Annotated in this window: 22 protein-coding genes; 12 read left to right on the forward strand and 10 right to left on the reverse strand. The window is 64.0% G+C overall.

Annotated features, from left to right (window positions below; genetic code table 11):
• Positions 1–934: 934 nt before the first annotated feature.
• Positions 935–1393 carry a MarR family winged helix-turn-helix transcriptional regulator gene (locus J2858_RS02525; protein WP_210104102.1) on the reverse strand — a complete coding sequence of 153 codons (459 nt, stop codon included), beginning with the start codon at positions 1391–1393 and terminating at the stop codon, positions 935–937.
• 202 nt (positions 1394–1595) lie between these two features.
• Between J2858_RS02525 and J2858_RS02530 the strand changes: the two genes are divergently transcribed.
• From J2858_RS02530 to J2858_RS02540, 3 genes are all read left to right on the forward strand, one after another.
• Entirely contained in the window at positions 1596–2018 is a 423-nt protein-coding gene (locus J2858_RS02530) for an organic hydroperoxide resistance protein (protein ID WP_210103166.1), read from the forward strand.
• Positions 2019–2120: 102 nt separating this feature from the next.
• Complete coding sequence (locus J2858_RS02535) at positions 2121–2525, forward strand: MbcA/ParS/Xre antitoxin family protein (protein WP_210103167.1); 405 nt, start codon at positions 2121–2123, stop codon at positions 2523–2525.
• Positions 2485–3246, forward strand: coding sequence for an RES family NAD+ phosphorylase (locus J2858_RS02540; RefSeq protein WP_210103168.1), 762 nt, complete (start codon positions 2485–2487; stop codon positions 3244–3246). Before J2858_RS02535 ends, J2858_RS02540 begins: the two co-directional genes overlap by 41 nt.
• A 6-nt stretch (positions 3247–3252) precedes the next feature.
• Here J2858_RS02540 and J2858_RS02545 read toward each other — a convergent pair whose 3' ends face one another.
• Positions 3253–3699 (reverse strand): MarR family winged helix-turn-helix transcriptional regulator, encoded by a 447-nt coding sequence (locus tag J2858_RS02545; protein ID WP_210103169.1) that lies wholly within the window; start codon positions 3697–3699, stop codon positions 3253–3255.
• 66 nt (positions 3700–3765) lie between these two features.
• On the opposite strand from J2858_RS02545, the gene J2858_RS02550 reads away from it, so the two are divergent.
• From J2858_RS02550 to J2858_RS02560, 3 genes are all read left to right on the forward strand, one after another.
• A complete protein-coding gene (locus J2858_RS02550) occupies positions 3766–4503 on the forward strand; it encodes a DUF899 domain-containing protein (protein ID WP_210103170.1) in 738 nt (245 codons plus the stop codon).
• Between the two features lie 17 nt (positions 4504–4520).
• Entirely contained in the window at positions 4521–5330 is an 810-nt protein-coding gene (locus J2858_RS02555) for a VOC family protein (RefSeq protein WP_210103171.1), read from the forward strand.
• 303 nt (positions 5331–5633) lie between these two features.
• Positions 5634–5936 (forward strand): alkylphosphonate utilization protein, encoded by a 303-nt coding sequence (locus tag J2858_RS02560; RefSeq protein WP_210103172.1) that lies wholly within the window; start codon positions 5634–5636, stop codon positions 5934–5936.
• Between the two features lie 50 nt (positions 5937–5986).
• Here the strand turns inward: J2858_RS02560 and J2858_RS02565 are convergent, their stop codons facing one another.
• Entirely contained in the window at positions 5987–7540 is a 1554-nt protein-coding gene (locus J2858_RS02565; RefSeq protein WP_210103173.1) for a helicase HerA-like C-terminal domain-containing protein, read from the reverse strand.
• 146 nt (positions 7541–7686) lie between these two features.
• Between J2858_RS02565 and J2858_RS02570 the strand changes: the two genes are divergently transcribed.
• The 3 genes from J2858_RS02570 (at position 7687) to J2858_RS02580 (ending at position 10989) form a co-directional block, all read left to right on the forward strand.
• Positions 7687–8655, forward strand: coding sequence for a YihY/virulence factor BrkB family protein (locus J2858_RS02570; protein ID WP_210103174.1), 969 nt, complete (start codon positions 7687–7689; stop codon positions 8653–8655).
• A 194-nt stretch (positions 8656–8849) separates the two neighbouring features.
• Entirely contained in the window at positions 8850–9239 is a 390-nt protein-coding gene (locus J2858_RS02575; RefSeq protein ID WP_210103175.1) for a hypothetical protein, read from the forward strand.
• Positions 9240–9543: 304 nt separating this feature from the next.
• Positions 9544–10989: a serine hydrolase gene (locus tag J2858_RS02580; RefSeq protein WP_432443269.1), complete on the forward strand. Its 1446-nt coding sequence runs from the start codon at positions 9544–9546 to the stop codon at positions 10987–10989.
• 9 nt (positions 10990–10998) lie between these two features.
• Here J2858_RS02580 and J2858_RS02585 read toward each other — a convergent pair whose 3' ends face one another.
• Positions 10999–11892 carry a LysR family transcriptional regulator gene (locus J2858_RS02585; RefSeq protein WP_210103177.1) on the reverse strand — a complete coding sequence of 298 codons (894 nt, stop codon included), beginning with the start codon at positions 11890–11892 and terminating at the stop codon, positions 10999–11001.
• A 101-nt stretch (positions 11893–11993) separates the two neighbouring features.
• Here J2858_RS02585 and J2858_RS02590 point away from each other — a divergent pair, with 101 nt between their 5' ends.
• A complete protein-coding gene (locus tag J2858_RS02590) occupies positions 11994–12638 on the forward strand; it encodes an NADPH-dependent F420 reductase (RefSeq protein WP_210103178.1) in 645 nt (214 codons plus the stop codon).
• 316 nt (positions 12639–12954) lie between these two features.
• Here J2858_RS02590 and J2858_RS02595 read toward each other — a convergent pair whose 3' ends face one another.
• Both J2858_RS02595 and J2858_RS02600 read right to left on the reverse strand, forming a co-directional pair.
• On the reverse strand, positions 12955–13683 hold the full coding sequence (locus tag J2858_RS02595) for a L,D-transpeptidase (RefSeq protein ID WP_210103179.1): 729 nt from the start codon (positions 13681–13683) through the stop codon (positions 12955–12957).
• A 160-nt stretch (positions 13684–13843) separates the two neighbouring features.
• Entirely contained in the window at positions 13844–14689 is an 846-nt protein-coding gene (locus tag J2858_RS02600) for a L,D-transpeptidase (protein ID WP_210103180.1), read from the reverse strand.
• A 155-nt stretch (positions 14690–14844) separates the two neighbouring features.
• On the opposite strand from J2858_RS02600, the gene J2858_RS02605 reads away from it, so the two are divergent.
• Positions 14845–15558, forward strand: coding sequence for an SDR family oxidoreductase (locus J2858_RS02605; RefSeq protein ID WP_210103181.1), 714 nt, complete (start codon positions 14845–14847; stop codon positions 15556–15558).
• Positions 15559–15627: 69 nt separating this feature from the next.
• Here J2858_RS02605 and J2858_RS02610 read toward each other — a convergent pair whose 3' ends face one another.
• The 4 genes from J2858_RS02610 to J2858_RS02625 form a co-directional block, all read right to left on the reverse strand.
• A complete protein-coding gene (locus J2858_RS02610) occupies positions 15628–16575 on the reverse strand; it encodes an alpha/beta hydrolase family protein (RefSeq protein WP_210103182.1) in 948 nt (315 codons plus the stop codon).
• A gap of 70 nt (positions 16576–16645) precedes the next feature.
• The gene (locus tag J2858_RS02615; RefSeq protein ID WP_210103183.1) at positions 16646–18286 is read right to left on the reverse strand and encodes a cisplatin damage response ATP-dependent DNA ligase; all 1641 of its coding nucleotides are present in this window, start codon (positions 18284–18286) and stop codon (positions 16646–16648) included.
• 247 nt (positions 18287–18533) lie between these two features.
• Positions 18534–19544, reverse strand: coding sequence for a ligase-associated DNA damage response exonuclease (locus J2858_RS02620; protein WP_210103184.1), 1011 nt, complete (start codon positions 19542–19544; stop codon positions 18534–18536).
• 48 nt (positions 19545–19592) lie between these two features.
• Positions 19593–21101 carry an MDR family MFS transporter gene (locus tag J2858_RS02625; RefSeq protein WP_210103185.1) on the reverse strand — a complete coding sequence of 503 codons (1509 nt, stop codon included), beginning with the start codon at positions 21099–21101 and terminating at the stop codon, positions 19593–19595.
• A gap of 193 nt (positions 21102–21294) precedes the next feature.
• On the opposite strand from J2858_RS02625, the gene J2858_RS02630 reads away from it, so the two are divergent.
• Positions 21295–21834: a MarR family winged helix-turn-helix transcriptional regulator gene (locus tag J2858_RS02630; protein WP_210103186.1), complete on the forward strand. Its 540-nt coding sequence runs from the start codon at positions 21295–21297 to the stop codon at positions 21832–21834.
• Positions 21835–21861 lie beyond the last annotated feature (27 nt).

Here is a 21861-nt window from a genome sequence, read left to right on the forward strand (position 1 = left end):
GGTTACCTGCCGCTCCGGCCCGATGCAAGACGCCACGGCAAACAGCGCCGGGTTGGCCGCGATTTCGGCTTTTGCGGCGGGATGCAGGGCTGGCCCGGACTTCCCGCGTGGCAGATCGGGCAATCGCGGCAGAAAGAAAGTCCCCTCCCAAACCCTCCCCACAAGGGGGAGGGCTTAACCCGGCCGGCACCGTTTGATGCAGGAAGAGGAGGCTTTTGACGCCGCTTCTCCCCCCTTGTAGGGAGATACCCGGCAGGGCAGAGGGGGACTTGTCTGAAATGCAACAGACCTCCTCTGGTTTGGGAGAGGACTTTCTTGCTGGGGCTTAACCCGGCCGCACCCTCTGATGCAGGAAGAGGACGCTTGTCACGCCGCTTCTCCCCCTTGTGGGGGAGATGCCCGGCAGGGCAGAGGGGGACTTGTCTGAAATGCAACAGCCCTTCCCCTGTTCTGGGAGGGGACCTTCTTGCTAGGGCTTAACCCGGCCCCACCGTTTGATGCAGGAAGAGGAGGCTTTTGACGTCGGTTCTCCCCCTTGTGGGGGAGATGCCCGGCAGGGCAGAGGGGGACTTGTCTGAAATGCAACAGCCTTCCCCTGGTTTGGGAGGGGACTTTCTTCCTAGGGCTTAACCCGGCCGCACCGCTTGATGCAGGAAGAGGACGCTTGTCACGCCGCTTCTTCCCCCTTGTGTGGGAGATGCCCGGCAGGGCAGAGGGGGACTTGTCTGAAATGCAACAGCCCTTCCCCTGTTTTGGGAGGGGACCTTTTTGCTAGGGCTTAACCCGGCCGCACCCTCTGATGCAGGAAGAGGACGCTTGTCACGCCGCTTCTCCCCCCTTGTGGGGGAGATGCCCGGCAGGGCAGAGGGGGACTTGTCTGAAATGCAACAGCCCTCCCCTGGTTTGGGAGGGGACTTTCTGAGTGACCGCGCCCCTACCGGCTGCCGCTTTCGACCAGCACCGTCTTCAGCGTCGCAAGGCTTTCGCGCAGATCCTCCGCCTCCTGGCGGGTGCAGCCCGTGGCGGCGGCGATGGCCGAGGTGACGCCCGCCGCCTCCTGTTGCAGGCGGCGGCCCTTGTCGGTGAGGAAGATGATCACCTGCCGCTCGTCCTGTTCGGCGCGGGTGCGGGTGACGAGGCCCGCCTGTTCCAGCCGCTTCAGAAGCGGCGACAGCGTGCCGGAATCGAGATCGAGTGCGGCGCCCAGCCCCTTTACCGGCTGGCCATCCGCCTCCCAGAGGCTGACCATCACCAGATATTGCGGATAGGTGAGCCCGAGCGGCTCCAGGAGTGGCTTATAGGCGCGCGAAAAGGCGTGCGAGGCGCCGTAAAGCGCAAAGCACAGCATCTCATGCAGGCGGATGCCGCTTTTTTCTGCCAGATCCTCGTCCATGTTTTCCCAATCTTTCCGGGCATTTGCCGGCGCTTGGCCGGACTTTTGCATGCATGCGTCCTGACATCCGGCCAAAGCGCCCTAACTTTCCGATTGTCGCAGGCTTGACGCGGGACTTCAATGCGCATAATTATATTGTGCGCAATTCAATAATACACAATACATCATCCCGCGACAACGGACATCAACCAAGGAGACGATCATGGCTATCCTCTACACGACCAAGGCATCCGCAACCGGTGGCCGCGCCGGCCGCGCCGTATCCGAGAACGGCGTCCTCGACGTCACGCTGACGGTTCCGAAGGAACTTGGCGGTGACGGCGCGACCGGCACCAATCCCGAACAGCTGTTTGCCGCCGGCTATTCCGCCTGCTTCCTCGGCGCGCTGAAGAATGTTGCCGGCAAGGCAAAGGTGAAGGTGCCGGAAGACACCAAGGTCACGGCTTCCGTCGGCATCGGCCCGCGCGATGACGGCACCGGCTTCGGCATCGAAGTCTCGCTCGTCGTCGACATCCCCGGCATGGACAAGGCCCAGGCCGAAGACCTCATCGCCAAGGCCCATATCGTGTGCCCCTACAGCCACGCCATGCGCACCTCGACCGAAGTTCCGGTCTCGGTTGCCTGAGCAGAAAACCTCACCTGATTTCGGAAGGGCCGCCATCCGCGCGGCCCTTCTTGCATTTGAGGGTTTTTGGTCTACATTCTTTCTGAGGAAAGAAGGTGGCTGATGTACGACCTATCCCCTGTTCACGAGCCGGACGCGCCGGCGCACCGACAATCGCTTGCGGATGCTGCTGTGGTCGGCAAGGCTGCGGTGCGCGCGGCAGAGCGGCTTGGCCTCAACGGCCGGCGGCTCGGCGCCATTCTCGGCCTGTCGGAAGCCTCGATCTCCCGGTTGAAGCGGCAGGAGCTGGCGCTCCAGCCGACAGACAAGGCCTTCGAACTGGCGCTTCTGTTCATCCGCCTGTTCCGGTCGCTCGATGCCGTCACCGGCGGCGACGAAGCCACGGCACGTGCCTGGATGCAGAACCGCAACACCGCGCTGGAAGCCGTGCCGGCCGACAAGATCCTCACCGTTTCCGGGCTCATAGATGTCCTTGCCTATCTGGACGCCAGACGCGCTCTCGTCTGAAAAGTCACCCGTTCACGGATGTTTCTGGCGCCTGGTCGAAGCGCAGCATCAGGTGTCGACGATGAAGCTGGTCGATACCACCGACGAGCAGTCACGCCTGGAGGACCTGCTGGAGAACACCAAGCCGACCCTGCCGCCGGATGCCCGCGGGCTTGATTATCTGCTGGCAACGCCCTTCCGCTACGGCGCGCCCTACCCGACCGGATCACGCTTTCGCCGGGCGGGAAAAACACCGGGCGTCTTCTACGCTGCCGCCACGCTGCAAACGGCTGTGGCGGAAATGGCCTTTTACCGGCTGCTGTTCTACGCCGAATCTCCCTCAACCCCGCTGCCGGCCAATGCCAGCGACTACACGGCGTTTTCTGCCCGCATCGACACGGAAAACGGCCTCGACTTGACCTTGCCGCCGCTCTCACGCGATGCAAAAGCCTTCGAGTATCCGACCGATTATACCGCCTGTCAGGCGCTTGCCGATACGGCCCGCGCGGCAGGTCTCGACGCCATTCTCTATCGGTCCGTGCGAGACCCTTGCGGCGGGCAGAACCTGGCGCTTCTCGAGCCGCGTGGCTTTGGCGCCCGCGAACCGGTGGAGCGGCAGGCCGTGCGCCTGCACCTGTCGGCACGCCACGTGCAGGTGCTTTGCGATTTCCCGCGCCAGCGCCTCGGCTTTGCGCTTGCCGATTTTCGCGCCGATCCGCGCATCGCCGCCCGATTTGGCTAGAATACCCTAGCGGATATTGGAGAGATCGCCGCGCAGACGCTGCGGGCCGCCCTCGCCCAGCCCCTCATCCACCTGCGCATGCGTGGCCGTCCAGATCGGCACGGCAGCGGCAAGGACTGCCATGCCCTCCGGCGTCAGCGTCAGGAGCCGGCTGCGGGCATCCTTCGGATCGGCCACCACATGGACCAGCCCGCGCCGCTGCAGCGGCTTCAGCGCCGCCGTCAGCGTCGTGCGGTCCATGTCAAGCAGCGTCGCGACCGATCCCATCGGCGCCGGCTGTGGCCGGTTGAGCGACATCATCAGCGAGAACTGACCATTGGTGAGACCGAGCGGGCGAAGCGCCGCATCGAATCTGCGCGCAAGCGCGCGGGCGGCGCGCTGCACATGCAGACAAAGGCAGGTGTCGCGAACATGAAGGGTTGTCGAAAAAGGAATCACATGGGGGTTTGACATGACTGATTTATGTTGATATCAACCTAAATGTCAAGACGAGCCACACATCATTGCCGGGAGGGCGATATGGAGCATGCCGTAGTCTCGAAGGAAGAATGGCTGGAGGCGCGCAAGGCGCTTCTGCTGAGGGAAAAAGAGGTGACGCGCCATCGCGACGCCGTCAACCGCGAGCGCCTTGCGCTCCCCTGGGTGAAGATCGACAAGGACTACCGTTTCGAGACGCCCAAGGGGCAAAGGTCGCTCGCCGACCTGTTCGACGGACGCAGCCAGCTGATCATCTACCATTTCATGTTCGGCCCCGACTGGGAGGCCGGCTGCCCCGGCTGCTCCTTCTTTGCCGATCATGTCGACGGCACGCTGGTGCATCTCAACCATCACGATGTCACGCTCGTCTCGGTCTCTCGCGCACCGCTTGCCAAGATCGAGGCCTACAAGCGCCGCATGGGCTGGCAATTCCCCTGGGTCTCGTCCTTCGGCAGCGATTTCAATTTCGATTTCGGCGTGTCGTTTACCAAGGAACAGCTGGCGAGCGGCTCCGTCATCTACAATTACCGCGAAACGCCGAGCGACAAGGCCCATGACGAACTGCCGGGGAGTTCCAGCTTCTACCGCAATGACAAGGGTGAAATCTTTCACACCTATTCGAGCTATGCCCGCGGCGGCGAGGAAGGGATCGGCACGCTGATGATCCTCGATCAGGCGCCGCTCGGGCGCAACGAAAGCTCGACGATGAATTTCGTCCGGCGCCACGACGAATACGAACCCGCGCCCGTCTTCATTCCCCCCGCCAGCTGCTGCCAGTGACAAGAGGATCCCGCTCCATGCCGTCTGAAACCCACGGAAAATTCATCTGGTGCGAGCTGATGACCAGCGACACCGACGCCGCCGCCCGCTTTTATCAAGCCATAACCGGCTGGACGGTGGGCTCCATGCCGATGCCGGCCGCAGCCGATGGCATGCCCGGCATGACCTACCACATCTTCAACACGCAAGCCGGAAGCCAAACCTGCGGCGTGGCGGGCATGATGGACATTCCCGAGGCGATGAAAGGCCAGCTGCCGCCGAACTGGACGGGTTACGTCGCCGTGGACGATGTCGACGGCATGGCCCGGGACTTTGCGCAGGCCGGCGGCGCGATCATGCGGCCGCCGGAGGATATTCCGGGCGTCGGCCGCTTCTCGGTGGTGGCCGATCCGCACGGTGCCGTCTTGTGCCTGATGACGCCCGCCCCGATGGACACGCCGCCGCCCGAACCGGAACCGGGCACGCCCGGCACCTTCGGCTGGCACGAACTGATGGCCGGCGATGGCGAGGAAGCCTTTGCCTTCTATAGCAAGATGTTCGGCTGGACGCTGGACCATGCGATCGATATGGGCGCGATGGGCCGATACCTGATCTTTGCCCATCAGGGCCAAGCCATTGGCGGCATGATGACGCGACCCCCGCATGTGCCCGTTGCCTGCTGGTCCTATTACATCAACGTCCCCGCCATGGCCCCGGCCGTCGCGGCCATTACCGAAGGCGGCGGCCAGGTGGTGAACGGCCCGATGCCGGTGCCCGGCGGCAGCGTCATCGTCAATGCGCAGGACCCGCAGGGGGCCTATTTCTCGCTGGTGGCAAGCGCCGCGTGAACCATTGGGACAGACCGGTGATGCCGCTTGCAGCAACCTTGCGCCTGCGGCCATCGCCGCCCCACCCGAAGCGCATGCCCCGACCGCCCGCCGTTTGCATGTTCTGACGGCCCGAGCAATTCCCCGCCGGTCTGCCCGCACCCCCTTGTCGGTGCGGGCATCGCGCTGCGTCCCGCTGCCCCAGATCTCTCCTGGGCCCTCCCCGGGCCATCCTTGCAAAAGGCCCGCTTTGACTTCTGCCCTTCAGGCGCTTAAGCCCGCTTATCCGATTTTTCCGCACAAGCGATCAGGGAGCACGCGGCTATGGCTGGCGATGACGACGACTACATCTATGACGAAGCAACCGGCGAATGGCGCCCGGCCTCGGAACTGGCCGCAGCGGCAGCCAAGGCTGCCGAAGTGGTCGATTCCGCCGGCACCGTGCTGCAGAACGGCGACAGCGTCACCCTCATCAAGGACCTGAAGGTCAAGGGCGCCGGCCAGACCCTGAAACAGGGCACCGTGATCAAGTCGATCCGGCTTACCGACAACCCGGAAGAAATCGACTGCCGCCACGACGCCATCAAGGGCCTTGTTCTGCGCACGGAATTCGTGCGGAAGCGGTAAGGGGGATTTTGGCGGTCGGGACTGAACGCGCACGGTTCGTCTTTGCCACCCTACCGCTTCAAGCTCCCCAAGATCCCGCGCACCAGTGCCCGGCCCACCTGGCTTGCAACGGAGCGGGCGGCACTTTTCATGGCGGCCTCTATGATGGTTTCGCGTTGAGAGCCGCCGCGTCGGGCGGGTGGGGTGCGGCGGTCGGGCTGTTCGTCGCCGGTGTCGAAGCCGGGCAGTTTCCAGCGGCTGGCGGCGCTCTCGTCTTTCGCCGGCGCCTCCTCGCCGGTGGCGCTGCCGGAGCGCGTGGCTTTTCCCGCTCGCGCCGCCAGGATCTCGAAGGCCGATTCCCGGTCGAGGTCTTCGTCGTAGAGGCCGGCGACCGGGCTTTTGCCAAGGACTGCGGCGCGCTCAGTGTCCGTCAGCGGTCCGATGCGGGCCGATGGCGGGCGGATCAGCGTGCGGGCAACGATCGAGGGAGCGCCCTTGTCCTCGAGCGTCGAGACCAGCGCCTCGCCGGTACCAAGCGTGGTGATCACCTCTGCGGTTGAAAAATCCGGATTGGCGCGAAACGTCTCGGCCGCCGTCTTCACCGCCTTCTGCTCGCGCGGCGTATAGGCGCGCAGCGCATGCTGCACGCGGTTACCGAGCTGCGCCAGCACGGTTTCGGGCACATCGAGCGGGTTTTGCGTGATGAAATAGACGCCGACGCCTTTGGAGCGGATGAGGCGCACCACCTGTTCCACCCGCTCCAGGAGCACCTTCGGCGCCTCGGAAAACAAAAGATGCGCCTCGTCGAAGAAGAAGACGAGCCGCGGTTTTTCCGGATCGCCCACCTCCGGCAGTTCCTCGAAGAGTTCCGACAAAAGCCAGAGCAGGAAGGTGGCATAGAGCCTCGGGTTCATCATCAGCCTGTCGGCCGCAAGCACGGAGACTACGCCGCGCCCATCGGGCGCCACGCGCATGATATCCTCGATCCTCAGGGCCGGTTCGCCAAAAAACTGCTGGGCGCCCTGCTGTTCCAGGACGAGCAGCCCGCGCTGCAGCGAGCCGATCGAGGCTTTCGAGACGAAGCCGAAGCGCGCGGAAATCTCCGACGCCTGTTCGGCCATATAAGAGAGCAGCGCCTGCAGGTCCTTCAGGTCCATCAGCGGCAGGCCACCCTCGTCGGCAATCTTGAAGGCGATGTTGAGGACGCCCTCCTGCGCCTCGCTGGCATCCATCAGGCGCGCCAGCAGCAGCGGCCCCATTTCGGCGACGGTCGAGCGGACGCGGTGGCCCTTTTCGCCGTAGAGATCCCAGAAGATCACCGGAAATGCGGCATTGTCATAATCCGAAAAGGCAATCTCCTCGGCGCGCTTCAGCAGAAAGTCCTTCGGCTCGCCAAGAGCTGCAATGCCTGACAGATCGCCCTTGATATCGGAGCAGAAGACCGGCACGCCGGCCTCTGAAAAGCCTTCGGCCAGCACCTGCAGCGTCACGGTCTTGCCGGTACCGGTGGCGCCGGTCACCAGGCCATGGCGGTTGGCGAATTTCAGCGCCAGATACTGCGCCTTTGCCAGCGTATCATCGGGATTGCGGCTGGCGCCGATGAAGAGTTTTCCCTGATCGACCATGCAACCGGCCTCCTGACGTAAGCGTTAGCGGGTATTCGGTTTTATAGGGGCGACAGGCATGTTCGGCAATGTGAGGTGTTTTGGAGACAGGCGTTTCGGCGCGGCAGTGCCAGCGGCGGCGTTTCGGATGTGAGGAGGACGCGCGCATGAACCAGACAGGCGAGGCCGATCTTCGCGGACGAAGCGCCAAAACCCCCTCGGCGATCCCCTGGAAGGGGCTGCTCGATGTCGCCTACCGCGTCTATCTGTCGATCATCGAGGACCGGGTGATGCTGGTCGCGGGTGGCGTCACCTTCTATCTGCTGCTCGCCGTCTTTCCCGCCATGACGGCGCTCGTCTCGCTCTATGGTTTCGTGTCCGATCCGGCAGCGATCACCGAGCGTCTCGGCTTCCTGCGCGAGGTCATGCCGTCGGACGGGCTGGAGATCTTCTTCAAGCAGTTGCAGACGCTCGCCAGCGAGGAGCGCAGTTCCTTGAGCTACGGTTTGGTGATCGGTCTTGGCATTGCGCTGTGGAGTACCAACAATGGCGTCAAGGCCATGTTCGAGGCGATGAACATCGCCTATGGCGAGGATGAGAAGCGCAGCTTCATCCGCCTGAACCTCGTCTCGCTGTTCTTCACCTTCGTGGCGCTGATTGCCGCCATCGTGCTGCTTGTCGGGCTCGGCGTCATCCCCGCCATGATCGCCTTCCTGCCGCTCGGCGGCTTTGCCGAAACGCTTCTGTCGCTTGCGCGCTGGCCCGTGCTTCTCCTCATGGCCGCCATCGGCATCAGCCTGCTCTATCGCTATGGTCCGAGCCGCGAGCCAGCGAAGAAACGCTGGATCAGCTGGGGGGCATCGCTTGCCGCCCTCTTCTGGCTCGGCGGTTCGCTCGGCGTGTCCTTCTATCTCTCGCATATCGCCAATTTCAACGTCACCTACGGCACGCTCGGCGCGCTCATCGGCTTCCTGTTCTGGGTGTGGATCTCCTCGATCATCATCATCCTCGGCGCCGAGATCAATGCGGAGCTGGAGCACCAGACGAAGCGCGACAGCACCACCGGCCCCGAACAGCCGATGGGCCGGCGCGGCGCCTATATGGCCGATACGCTTGGCAAAAGCTGGGGCAGCTGACCCGGTGGCCGCCGTCCCGGCACTGTCTTCAAGATCGAGATGGGGATCGCCGCCGCTCGTCCCATGATCGCGGTGGCAGGTTAGGCCCGGCGGTGATAGCACGCATTATTCGCAAGCCATAGGCAGCCTTCGGCTTGCATCCGGTCGCGCCATAATTTACGTTGACGTTAACGTCAAACATCGAGGAGAATGTGATGAACGAGCTGGTCACCCGCGTGGCGGACAAGGTGGGCATTGCGCCCGAAATCGCCGAAAAGGCCGTCGGCATGATGCTGGGTTTTCTGCAGCGCGAAGCCGATGACGCGGCCGTGGCGCGCATGATCGAGGCGATCCCCGGCGCGCCCGCGCTGGTGGCGCAGTTCAACGGCGAAGGTTCTGGTGGCGGCGGCCTGCTTGGCGGTCTGATGTCCACCTTCGGCGGCGGCGTCATGGCGCTTGGCCAGCAGCTGATGTCGCTCGGCCTCGGCATGGGCGAAATCACCGCGCTCGCCCGCGAAACCATCGCCGTTGCCCGCCAGCATGCCGGCACCGACACCGTGGACGAGGTGGTCAATTCCGTTCCGGGCCTTTCCCAGTTCGTCTGACACGCCGACCATTGCGCGCCTGCCCCGCATGAAGCTGGAGCAGGCGCTGCCCTTGCGACAGGGTGTCCAGGAGCGGCTTTCGCACGACGGGCGGTGATCGACCCCGCCAGCGGCTGGACGATGCGGCTTGGATGCGCCGAAAAGCATCAGAATGAAACAGCGTCCCGGCCTGGTTCATCCTTTGTTAAGCCCATCGATAATCTCTAAAATTGTTTCTACTGTCCCGCCATATTGTGCCGTTATGCGTCGTATGGACGTCACAGCGGGGTATGGAATGTCGATCACAGCGCGCGCCTACGCGATCATGCCATCGCTCGCCCTCGGGCTTGCCTTGATGTTGAGCGCGCTTGCCGCCTTTGCCGGTCCGGCACGGGCCGGTTACGCGCATTTCGTCGTGGATGCGGCAACCGGCAAGGTGCTGGCGGCGGAAAACGCCGATACGCTCAACCATCCGGCGTCGCTCACCAAGATGATGACGCTCTACATGGTGTTCGAGGCGCTGCGCGATGGCCGGCTGCGCTGGGACCAGCAGATCGTCATGTCCCGCAATGGCGCAGCCACCATCCCCACCAAGCTCGGCGTTCCGGCGGGCAAGACCTATACGGTGCGCGAGGCCGTCTATGGCATGGCGGTCAAATCCGCCAATGACGTTGCCGAAGGCATCGGCGATCATCTTTACGGATCGCAGGAAAAATTCGGTCAGGCCATGACGCGCAAGGCGCGCCAGCTCGGCATGAGCCGCACGGTGTTCCGCAACGGCTCGGGCCTGCCCGACGAGAGGCAGGTGACGACGGCGCGCGACATGGCCACGCTCGGTCTGGCGCTGATGCGGGATTACCCGAAGGAATACCAGGTCTTTGCGCTGCGCTCCTTCAGCTTTCGCGGCAAGACCATTCGCGGCCACAACAATCTCATGTACCGCTACAAGGGCATGGACGGCATCAAGACCGGCTTCATCAATGCAAGCGGCTTCAATCTGGTAAGCGCCGTCAACGACAGGGGCCGCCGCGTCGTCGGCGTCGTGTTGGGTGGGCGCACGGCAAGTGCCCGCGATGCCCGCATGGCCGCCCTTCTGGACGATGCCATGCCGCGCGCCACCGTGCGCGGCGGGGCTCTGGTTGCCGCGATCGGTGCGCCGAGCCTGCCCCGCTCGGGCGTGCCGAAACCCGTCGGCCGCACGGTCTCGGAACCGGACGCGACGCTCACCGACGCCATGGATCCGGTGGCCGCACAGATCGCCCATGCCGAAACGCTCGCCCGCACGCAAGCCGGGGAAAACCTCGGCATGACGGCCGGCGCAACCGATCATTTCCCCGCCGTGCCGGATCGCCCGGCCGCTGAGACGCGGATGCGCAAACGCGCGCCCGTCGCCCGCACCGTCGCCATCGAGCCGGCCGCGCCGCCGGCGGGACAGGCCTTTGCCTATGCGAGCGGGCCGGTGCCGCAGGCTGCCATTCCAGCCCCGCCCGGCGGCCTGCCCTTTGCGATCGCCTCCCATGCCGGCTGGACCGTGCAGCTTACTGCAGCCCCAAGCCAGGCGGAGGCGATTGCACTTCTGTCGCGGGCGCTTCCAGCGCTCGATCACCGCTTTTCCGGCATCACGCCCTATACGGAAAGTGTTCAGGGCCCCTCCGGCCTGCTGCACCGGGCCCGGCTCTCCGGCTTTGAGGATCGCGCCGCCGCCCAATCCGCCTGCAAGGCGCTCACCGCCCGATCCTTCTCCTGCCTGGTGGTGGACGGCAACGGCTGACAGTTCGGTTCAGGCTGCGCCGAATTCCTCAACGACGGCCTCGACAAAGCTGCGCACCTTGACCGTCGGGCGGCGTCCGGCCGGATAGAGCACATGCATCGGGCGCACCGGCCCTTCATAATCGCCCAGCACCCGCACCAGCCGACCGGTGGCAATTTCACCGCTCAGCACGCTTTCCGGCCCAAGCGTCACGCCAAAACCCTCGATCGCCGCATGCAGCAGCGCCTTCCAGTCATTGCTGCGCATGCGCCCGCTGGCGCGCACCTCTTCTTCCCGGCCATTGCGGGTAAACACCCAGCGGCAGGGAATGGACGGCGACCAGTAGGCATAGGCCAGACAATCATGGCGTTCGAGATCGGCAGGCGTTTCTGGCACGCCGCGCGCGGCCAGATAGGCGGGGGCGGCACAGGCGATCACCCGGTAGGGCGCCAGGGCATGGGCGATTAATCCGCTTTCCTCGACAGGGCCGATACGCACCATTACATCGAACCCCTCCTCCAGCGGATCGACAAAACGGTCGTTCAGCGTCAGATCCACCTGCATGTCCGGATAGCGGGCAAGATAGCGGGTGACGAAGGGCGCCAGGCTGAAGGCACCAAAGGTCATCGGCGCATTGACGCGCAGCATGCCCTGAGGGCGCGAGCGCATGTCGCTTGCCAGCGCATCGGCGGCATCGGCCTCGGCCAGCACCAGCTTGCAGCGATCGTAATAGGCGCGCCCGACATCGGTGAGGCTCTGGCGCCGCGTGGTGCGGTGAATGAGGGCGGCTCCGACACGGTCTTCCAGAAACACCACATGCTTGGCCACCATCTGCGGCGACATTCCCATGGTTTCGGCCACCGCCGCAAACGACCCCAGATCGGCCGCGCGCACGAACACCGCCATACTGGTCAGGCGATCCATGCCATTATCCCCTCTGAGTGTTGAATGTCGGTTGATCTTGATGATTTATCACCATCTGGAAGGCAATTAAAGCTCTCTCATCCAAGCAATGGAGAGACGAGATGAACATCGGAATTATCGGCGCCGGCTTTGTCGGGCGCGCCATCGGCAAGCTTTCTGTCAAGGCCGGCCATCGGGTCATGCTCAGCAATTCGCGCGGGCCGCACACCCTGTTCAGCCTGCGCCACGGCGTGGGGGCGGAGGTCGGCACTGTGGAGGAGGCGATTGCGTTTGGCGACATTGTCGTCATCGCCATCCCGCTTGCGGCCTATCGCAGCGTGCCCGCAGATGCGCTTGCGGGGAAAATCGTCATCGACACCAACAATTACTATCCGGACCGCGATGGCCGGATAGCGGAACTCGACGCGTTTGAAACGACCACCAGCGAGCTGCTGGCAGCGCACCTGCCACAGTCGCGCATCGTCAAAGCCTTCAATGCGATTACCATGAACGACCTGGAAAAGGACGGCCGCGCCCCAGGCTCCGCCGACCGGCGCGCCTTGCCGCTTGCCGGTGACGACGCGGATGCAAAGGCCGTGGTGCTGCGCCTTTACGAGGAATTCGGATACGACGCGGTGGATGCCGGCCCGCTTTCGCAAGGTTTTCGCTTCGAGCGCGCCACGCCCGCCTATTGCGTGCCGCTCACCAAAACGCAGCTTGCAGAGACGCTGGCGCAGACCACCCGCGAGGGCAAGCGCGCTGCATAATCTTCCGCGCGGTAAAAAGGCTTCAACCGGCGCCTTCGGACTGCCGGCAAAGTCAACGACATCGCCGGGATCGGCATTGAAGACGTCTTTGCCCCCTCGCCCCGCGTGCGGGGAGAGGGCTGGGGTGAGGGGCTTTAAATTGTTGATTAGGCAGCGAATTAGCCCCTCATCCCGCTGCCGCGACCTTCTCCCCGTCAAGACGGGGCGAAGGGCCCTTGCAGCCGCCCGTCACTCCAAATCTTGAGGTTAAGAAGGTTTGTCAGCAAGCTGAAGGCGCCACGCGGCGCCTTTTTATCTATCTGGGGAAATCTCTAGCTTACTGCCAGACGACGATGCGGGCCTTGTTCGGCACGCGTTCGTAGAGGTCGATGATGTCCTGGTTCATCAGGCGCACGCAGCCGGACGAGACGGCCTTGCCGATGGAGTTCCATTCGGGATTGCCGTGCAGGCGGTAAAGCGTGTCCTGGCCGTTGCGGAAGATGTAGAGCGCGCGCGCGCCGAGTGGGTTCATCAGGCCGGGCGCCATGCCGCCATTGCCGGCGGAATATTTGACCAGTTCCGGCTGGCGGGCGACCATTTCCTGCGGCGGGGTCCATTTCGGCCATTTCTGACGCCACTGGATGACGCCCTCGCCTTCCCAGGCAAAACCTTCGCGACCGATGCCGACGCCGTAGCGCATGGCCGAACCGCCGGCTTCCACCACATAGAGGAACCGCGAGGCCGTATCGACGACGATGGTGCCGGGACGCTCGCCGGTCGGGTCGACGACGCGCTGGCGATAGAAGCGCGGGTCGATGCGCCAGTAGGGAATGGCCGGAATAACGAAGCCGCCATCCACCATTTCGCCATACATGGCGTCGAGTTCGGGCGTGCGGCCGCGCATGGGCGGGCTTGCCGGTGCAAAGGCCTCACCGCCATCACGGTAGGTGATGCTGAGGCCGCCCGGACCGGGTCTGGACGAGGCGCAGCTCGCAAGTGTGGAAGCAGTGCCGACGGCCAGAAGACTGAGGAGGCGGCGGCGGCTGAAAAGATCGGATGTGGTCATGAGGGCGGTTTTACTTCTTTACTGGAAAGGCAGGGCACTCGGAATGCGCATCAACGAACGTTCCCGAAACTTGTTCCCGCATTATGTCTGAAAGAAGTATAGGCAGCCACAGTTTGGCGGCCAGTGTGGCCGCCAGCACCTTATCGTGACGCAGGTGTGATCAGATAACCACAATCGGCGTGCCGGCCGGCACCCGCTCGAACAGATCGATGACATCCTGGTTGAGCAGGCGCACGCAGCCGGACGAGGTTGCGCGCCCGACCGATTGCCAGTCCGGCGTGCCGTGGACGCGGTAGAGCGTGTCCTTGCCATCCTTGAAGATATAGAGCGCCCGGGCGCCGAGCGGATTGTTGAGGCCCGGCATGGCGCCACCTTCGGCGGCGGCAAACGGGCGAAGATCCGGCTGGCGCGCCACCATCTCGGCCGGCGGCGTCCAGCGCGGCCATTTTGCCTTCCACTGGATGACGCCGCGTCCCTTCCAGGCAAAGCCGTCGCGGCCAAGGCCGACGCCGTAGCGGATGGCGCGGCCATTCGGCTGCACGAGATAGAGGAAGCGATCCTTCGTATCGACAACCAGCGTGCCGGGCGCCTCCTGCGACGCATAATCCACCTCCTGGCGCAGATAACGGGCATCGATGCGCGAGAAGGGAATGGCCGGCAGCGTGTGACCATCATCCCGGATGGCGGCGTAATAGATGCGGTGCACGGGGTTGGACACCGGCAATCCGTAACTCTGGTGGAACTGCGTCTGGTAAAGCTGGCGTTTCTGCGGAATGGCCTGCTGTTTCTGTGTCGGCTGCGGCTGCGCTTCCGGCGGCGCGGAGGGATTGTAGAACACCGGTGCGGTTTCCTGCACGAAGACATCCGGGTTCATGCGGCTGGTATCGGTCACCAGGATGCAGCCCGACAGGCTTGAAGCGCTAAGGAGAAGAAGCGCAAGCGGGGACAGTCGGGCGACACGGCGCAGGATCTGGAACATGAGAACGAAACTTCCGACAGATGACATCGGCTGCCACCCTGCACGCTGCGGCTGGCGCGAGGCTTTCCATCACTCCGCGGAAGACCTTTGGCCAAGTGTGGGCAGAAAGTTTCATGCCGCATTCAGGCTTGCCTGCCGGCGCCGGCGGTGAAACAGTCCGCTTCAAAACGGAGGACGACAGCATGAGCGATAAGACGGGCGACAAGGTTGCCATCATCACGGCGGGCGGAAGCGGCATGGGTGCGGGGGCGGCGAGAAAACTCGCAGCCGACGGATTCAAGGTTGCCATCCTCTCCTCCTCCGGCAAGGGCGAGGCGCTCGCCGCCGAACTCGGCGGCATCGGGGTCACCGGCTCCAACCAGTCGAAGGACGACCTGAAGCGGCTGGTCGATCTCACCATGGAGCGCTACGGCCGCATCGATGCGCTGATCAACAGCGCAGGCCACGGTCCGCGGGCGCCTCTGCTGGATCTTTCCGACGAGGACTGGCATCGCGGCATGGATGTCTATTTCCTGAATGTCGTGCGCCCCACCCGGCTGGTGACGCCGATCATGCAGGCGCAAAAATCCGGCGCCATCGTCAATATCTCCACGTTTGCCGCCTTCGAGCCGGATCCGGTCTTTCCGACCTCCGGGGTTTTCCGCGCCGGCCTTGCCGCCTATACGAAACTGTTTTCGGACCGCTATGCGCCCGACAATATCCGCATGAACAATGTGCTGCCGGGCTTTATCGACAGCCTGCCGGAAAAGGCGGACTTCAAGGCACGCATTCCCATGGGCCGCTACGGCACGGTGGATGAGGTGAGCGAGCTGATCGCGCTGCTGGCGTCCGACCGCGCCGCCTATATCACCGGGCAGAATATCCGCATCGACGGCGGCATCACCCGCTCCGTCTGATGGCAGGACCGGGCGGGAAATCCCGCCCTCTCCTTTTCCGCAACGCCGACGCGGAGGCCGGGTGCGATCTCAGGCGCCGTGGCTCTTGAAGAAGCGGATGCTTTCGGCAACGGCCCCCGGCACGACGCCATTATGCGTGCCGGGCAGGATCTTCTTGTCGATGGAGATGCCGGCCGATTGCGCGCGCTCGATGAAAAGCAGGTGGTTCTGGTCGAACGGTCGCTCCTCGCTGCCGCGCAGAAGCAGCGTCGGGCATTTGAGGCTCGGGGCAAAACACACCGAGGAGCGCATGACGAATTCGCGCGGATCATCCCAGTCGAAGCGGATTTCCTTCTCGTAGCGGCCGAAATAGCGCCAGGCATCGACGCCGGCCGACATCGGCGCTGCCGCCTTGAAGCCGCGCGTCATGGCCGCGAGAAGCGCCAGCGTCCCGCCATTGCTGTGCCCGGCAAGGAAGAAACGGTTCTTGTCGACACCGGGCAGATTTTCGAGGTAATCGGCGGCCGCCAGCGCATCGGCCGTTTCGTCATAGAAGCCGGAATAATTGCCGGCCTGGCCGTTTTCGCCGCGAAACGACGGCAGCATGGTGACGAAGCCCGCCTCCGCATAGGCCCGGATCTGCTCCCAGTGTCCATCGCCGGTGGCATTGCCGCCATGCAGGAAGAGCACCGCCGGCTTTAGATCGGCCGACGGCTCGTAATGCGACACCCAGCCGACCAGCTGCAGCGAGCGATCCGGCCCGCCGGGATAGGTGACGCGGGTGGCGCCGGGCGGTGTACCAAGCGGCGGCGCCGTTTCGGGCGACGGCCCCTTGCGCAAAAGATTGGTGCGAAAGGCGCGACGCGCCTCACCGTAATCCGTGGCCTCGAGCGGCGGCACCTGAGGGACCGGAAAGGGCGTATCTATGACCGGCGGCGATGAAGCCGTCTGCGCGCGCGCCCCATGGCTCACCAGGGAAGGCGCAAGGGCTGCGGTGGCACTCAATCCGAAAATCATCTGTCGGCGGGAAAACGGCATGAAATCACCATGTTGAACACGCTAGGCCGGATCGTAGCATTCACATTTACGCTCGCAAGTCCTTGCCGGATCACGCTTTCTCGATGGGCGGCGGCTGGGCATCCATCATCGCAATCAACGTCGACAACCGGTCGGCATCGCGGGGCTGTTTGTCGGCGCGAAGCCTTGCGATGCGGGGAAAGCGCATGGCGACGCCGGATTTGTGGCGCGTCGAGCGGTTGATGCCCTCGAAGGCGACTTCCAGCACGAAGCCGAAATCCGGTTCGGCGCGCACGGCCCGCACAGGTCCAAACCGTTCCGTCGTATTGTCGCGCACGAATTTGTCGAGCACGTCGAGTTCGGCATCGGTAAAGCCGAAATAGGCCTTGCCCACCGGCACCAACTGATCGCCCGCCTCGCCTTCAGCCCAGACGCCGAAGGTGAAATCGGAATAATAGCTCGACCGCTTGCCGTGGCCGCGCTGGGCATACATCATGACGGCATCGACATTGAACGGATCGCGCTTCCACTTGAACCACGGACCTTTCAGGCGACCGGCCTGATAGACGCTGTCCTTGCGCTTGATCATCACGCCTTCAACGACCGGATCGGGCGGGGCAAGGCGCAGCCGGTCGAGCGTTTGCCAATCACTGAACGGCACGAGGGCGGACAGATCGAAGCGGTCATGCGGGGCCTTGTCGATGAGGGCGGACAGGCGTTCGCGCCGGGCAAGAAAGGTCTCGGCCCGGATATCCTCGCCGCCCGCGAACAACAGGTCATAGGCGCGCACGAAGGCCGGATAATCAGCCAGCATGCGCGCATTCACCGTCTTGCGGTTCAGCCGCTGCTGCAGGTCGGAAAAGCTGCGCGTGGCGCTGTTGGAGCGCGCGGTGCCGCCGACCAGCAGTTCGCCATCCACGACGCCTTCGAAATTGATCGCCGCGATGACATCGGGAAAGGCGCCAGAAATATCGTCGCCGGAGCGGGAATAGAGTTTTCGGGTGCCGCCATGGCTCGACATCTGCACGCGGATGCCATCCCATTTCCACTCGGCGGCATAATCGGCCGGATCGAGCTTTTCCAGATCGCCGTCCTCCACCGGATTGGCGAGCATGACGGAGTGGAAGATGGCGGGGCTTGCCAGAACCGGCTTCTCCGCCTTGCCCTCCAGCCAGGAAAACAACGAGACGTAGGGCGGCTCCAGCCCGTGCCAGAGCGTTTCGATTTCGGTGACATCGCGCCCGCTCATCTGCGACAGCGCCTGCTTGGCAAGCCGGGCCGAGACACCGATGCGAAGCCCGCCGGTTGCAAGTTTCAGGAAGGCAAAGCGGCTGGAATGATCAAGGTGATCGAGCAGATCACGCACGGCGGCGCGCACTTCAGTGCGCCCGAGCGCATTCATCCGCGCCACCACGTCGCCGAGCCGCGGCTGGCCGCCTTCCGCCACTTTTTCCTTGGCACCTCCATCCCAGACAAGCGCAATGGTTTCGGCAAGGTCGCCGACATAATCATAGGAATACTGGAAGAGAACCGGATCGAGCCGCTCCAGCGCCAGTTCCTTCAGGAGCGCCGGTTTGACGCCCTTGAGGTCCAGCGTTCCGGCAAGCGCAGCAAGACCATAGCCGCGATCCGGATCCGGGGTATCGCGAAAATAATCGGCCAGCAGCGTGAGCTTGCCGTTGCGCGATGGCGTGAGAACGAGGCGGTCGAGGAGGGTTGCGAAGGGTTTCATGGGCGCCTCCGGGTGGCGATGGCCGGCGACGGGAGGCGTTGGGAGATGTGAGCGCGAGAAAGATTGCCCCTCACCCTAACCCTCTCCCCGCACGCGGGGAGAGGGGATGCGTTGTGCCTAAGGAAAAGTCTTCTCCTGCAAAGAGCGGTGCTGGAGAAACACGGTGCGGCATATCCCCTTCTCCCCGTCAAAACGGGGAGAAGGTGCCGGCAGGCGGATGAGGGGCCAAGCCGAACCAGATGCATCCTCAATCCCCCTCATCCTCGTAGCCCACCAGATGCAGCGGCTTGGCGGCGATGCCCTGCATGTCGCACCAGCGCACCAGCGCTTCCTCGCGCCCATGCGTCACCCACACTTCGGAAGGGGCGATTTCGGTGATGGTATCGAGAAGTTCCGGCCAGTCGCAATGGTCGGAAATGACCAGCGGCAGTTCCACGCCGCCCTGCTTTGCCCTTTGCCGCACCATCATCCAGCCGGAGGCAAACGAGATCAGCGGTTCGTTGAAGCGGCGCGCCCAGCGATCCTGGAAGGCCGATGGCGGGCCGACGACGATGGCGCCATGGAAGGCGGAAGGATTGCTCTTTTCGAGAGTTGCCGGGCGAAGCTCGCCAAGGTCGATCCCTTGGGCCCCATAATAATCGCAGAGCTTTTGCAGCGCGCCGTGGATGAAGATCGGCCGGTCATAGCCACAGTCGCGGATGAGGCGGATCACGCGCTGCGCCTTGCCGAGCGCATAGGCGCCGACCATGTGCGTGCGCTCGGGAAACTGCAGAAGCGAGGCGAGCAGCTTTTTCGTCTCGGCCTTCGGGTCCGGGTGGTGGAAGACCGGCAGTCCAAAGGTCGCTTCGGTGATGAAGACATCGCAGGCGACGGGCTCGAAGGGCGCACAGGTCGGGTCGATGCCGCGCTTGTAATCGCCAGACACGACGATGCGCAGGCCATCCTTTTCGAGCGCGATCTGTGCCGAGCCCAGCACGTGGCCGGCCGGATGAAAGGTGACCGCAACACCGTTGACGTCGATCGCCTCTCCGAAGGCTGCGGCCTGCTCGGCGCCTGTAAAATCGCTGCCGTAGCGCAGCGCCATGATATCGAGCGTCTGGCGGGTGGCAAGCACATGGCCGTGGCCTGAGCGGGCATGGTCGGAATGGCCGTGGGTGACGAGCGCCCGCTCGACCGGGCGCACCGGATCGACATAAAACTGGCCGGGCGGGCAAAAAAGCCCAGCCGGTGTGGGGTGAAGGAGCGCCTCGGGTTTCATGCCTTCAAAGATAGGCGCAAATTGCCCGAGGAAAAGAAGCGGCGCGGCTTATCCAGCGCGTTTCGCATCCGCCGTCGGCAGGCGCACCGGCTTCAGCATCAGGGCGGCGATGAGGCCGACGGCTGCAAAGCCGGCCGCGGTCAGGAACATCGGCTCGAAGGCCTGGCCATAGGCGGTGGCAATCGCAGCGCGTGCCGCCTGCGGCAGCGCCGATAGCTGGTCGGGCGTCATGGCGCTGGGATTGCTAACGCCCTCCACCTGAACGCCTTCCATATGCGCCGCAATGACCGCGCCATAGACCGAGATCGCAATGGCGGCACCGCCCATGCGCGTCAGCGTCACCGCGCCGGTGGCCGAGCCCATGTCAGCCCGCGGCACGGAATTCTGCACGCCGATGATCGGGGCCTGCTGGCCAAGGCCGACGGCAAGCCCCTGGAACAGCAGCACCAGCGCCACCAGCCAGAGCGGGGTTGCTGCGGAAAACTGTGAGAACACGACAAGCATCGCAACATTGAGGATGAGGCCCGCCACGCAGAAGGGCTTGTAACGCCCATGGCGGGAAATGATGCGCCCGGCCGACAGCGAGCCGACGACCATGCCGCCGGTGACGGCAATGAAGAACAGGCCGGCATGGGTGGGCGACAGGCCGCCCGTCGTCTGCAGGAAGAGCGCGAAATAGTTGACCATGCCGATCGCCACCCCGCCGGTCATCAGCGACACGATGAGAAACAGCGAAAACGTGCTGTCCCTGAACAGGCGAAGCGGAATGATCGGTTCCGGCGCGCGCCGTTCAACCACGATCCAGGACAGGATTGCAGCGACCCCGATCGCAAGCACCGTCAGGCTCTGCCAGGAGACGAGCGAGCCGAACAGCGACAGGCCGTCGGTCAGGAGCACCACGGCGGTGCTGGCCATCGCCAGAAGCACGGCGCCGAGATAATCGATCTTCGGCTGGCGGGCAGGCCGGCGGTTGGGCAACAGGAAGATGAGACCGGCCAGCACGAACAGTCCGATCGGCAGGTTGATCAGAAAGATCGAACGCCAACCGAAGAGATCGCTCATCGTGCCGCCGATGAGCGGCCCGACACTGCCCGACGCCATGATGACGAGGCTGGAATAGCTCTGGTAGCGGGCGCGCTCGCGCGGCTCGAAGAGATCCGCATTGACGGCAAAGATCGACACCATGATGCCGCCGCCCCCGAGCCCCTGGAAGACGCGCGCGGCAATCAGCGAATTCATCGACCAGGCAAAGCCGCACAGCGCCGATCCGATGGTGAAGATGGTGACGGCCGCGATCATCACGTATTTGCGGCCGAACAGATCGCCGAGCTTGCCATAGACCGGCATGACGGCCGAGGTGGCAAGCAGGAAGGCCGAGCCGACCCAGCCAAACCGCTCGAAGGCGCCGAACTCGCCGACAATGGTCGGCAGCGCGGTGGAGACGATCTGGTTGTCCAGCGTTGCCATGAACATGGCCGTCATCAGAAAAAGAAAGAGGGTCAACCGCAGGCGCTTGTCTGTGACGAGCGGTTGCGGGGCTTGCAGCGGCATATCCATGGGGCGTTCCTGGGCGGCAGTCGTAAGGCAGGGGCGACGGGATGTCGTCATGGCACGCAGCCAGCCATGGGGCTGGCCACTGTGGTCCTGCGCTGCGCAAATTCATGTGCTTTTAGCATATAATTGTCAACCGCAGATTTTTGATGAGGGCATGTGCTTGAATGCGGGCAGACATCTGATATACGACAAACCCATGACGCAGGATCACGCCACACTCGAGCCACTGGAGCTCTCAGAAGACATCGCCCGCATCGGGCACAGCATGTCGATGATGCGCGTGATGATGGGCCGCCGGGTGATCGGCCGCATGGCAATTGCCCGTGCCGCTCCCGGCATAGACCTGTCGCAGCTCGATATCCTCGACGCCGTCAATCGCATCACGTCAGACGGCGGTGAGCCGACCGTCGGCGCCATTGCAGAGGCCATGCGCATAGACCCCTCGCGCGGCAGCCGGCTGGTGGCGGAACTGGTGACGCGCGGTCTTCTGAAACGCGACGCCTCGCAGGAGGATGGCCGCCGTTCGCTGATCCTGCTCACACCGTCGGGTGCGGCCGTGCTCGCCGAAATCCGCGCTGTAAAACATTCCATTATCGAATCGGCGACCGCTGACTGGTCGGCGGAGGAACGCACCATCTTCGGCGAGCTGTTCGAACGCTTCATCGCCGGCTTCTACCAGGCCGCGCAGGGCACGGACCGCAGCGAGTGCGAGGAGACGGTGCAGGCCGCCTCCTGACCCGACGGGGATTGCCGTCGTGCAATA

It is taken from the genome of Neorhizobium galegae, from assembly GCF_017877135.1.
GTDB classification, from domain to species: Bacteria; Pseudomonadota; Alphaproteobacteria; order Rhizobiales; family Rhizobiaceae; genus Neorhizobium; species Neorhizobium galegae_A.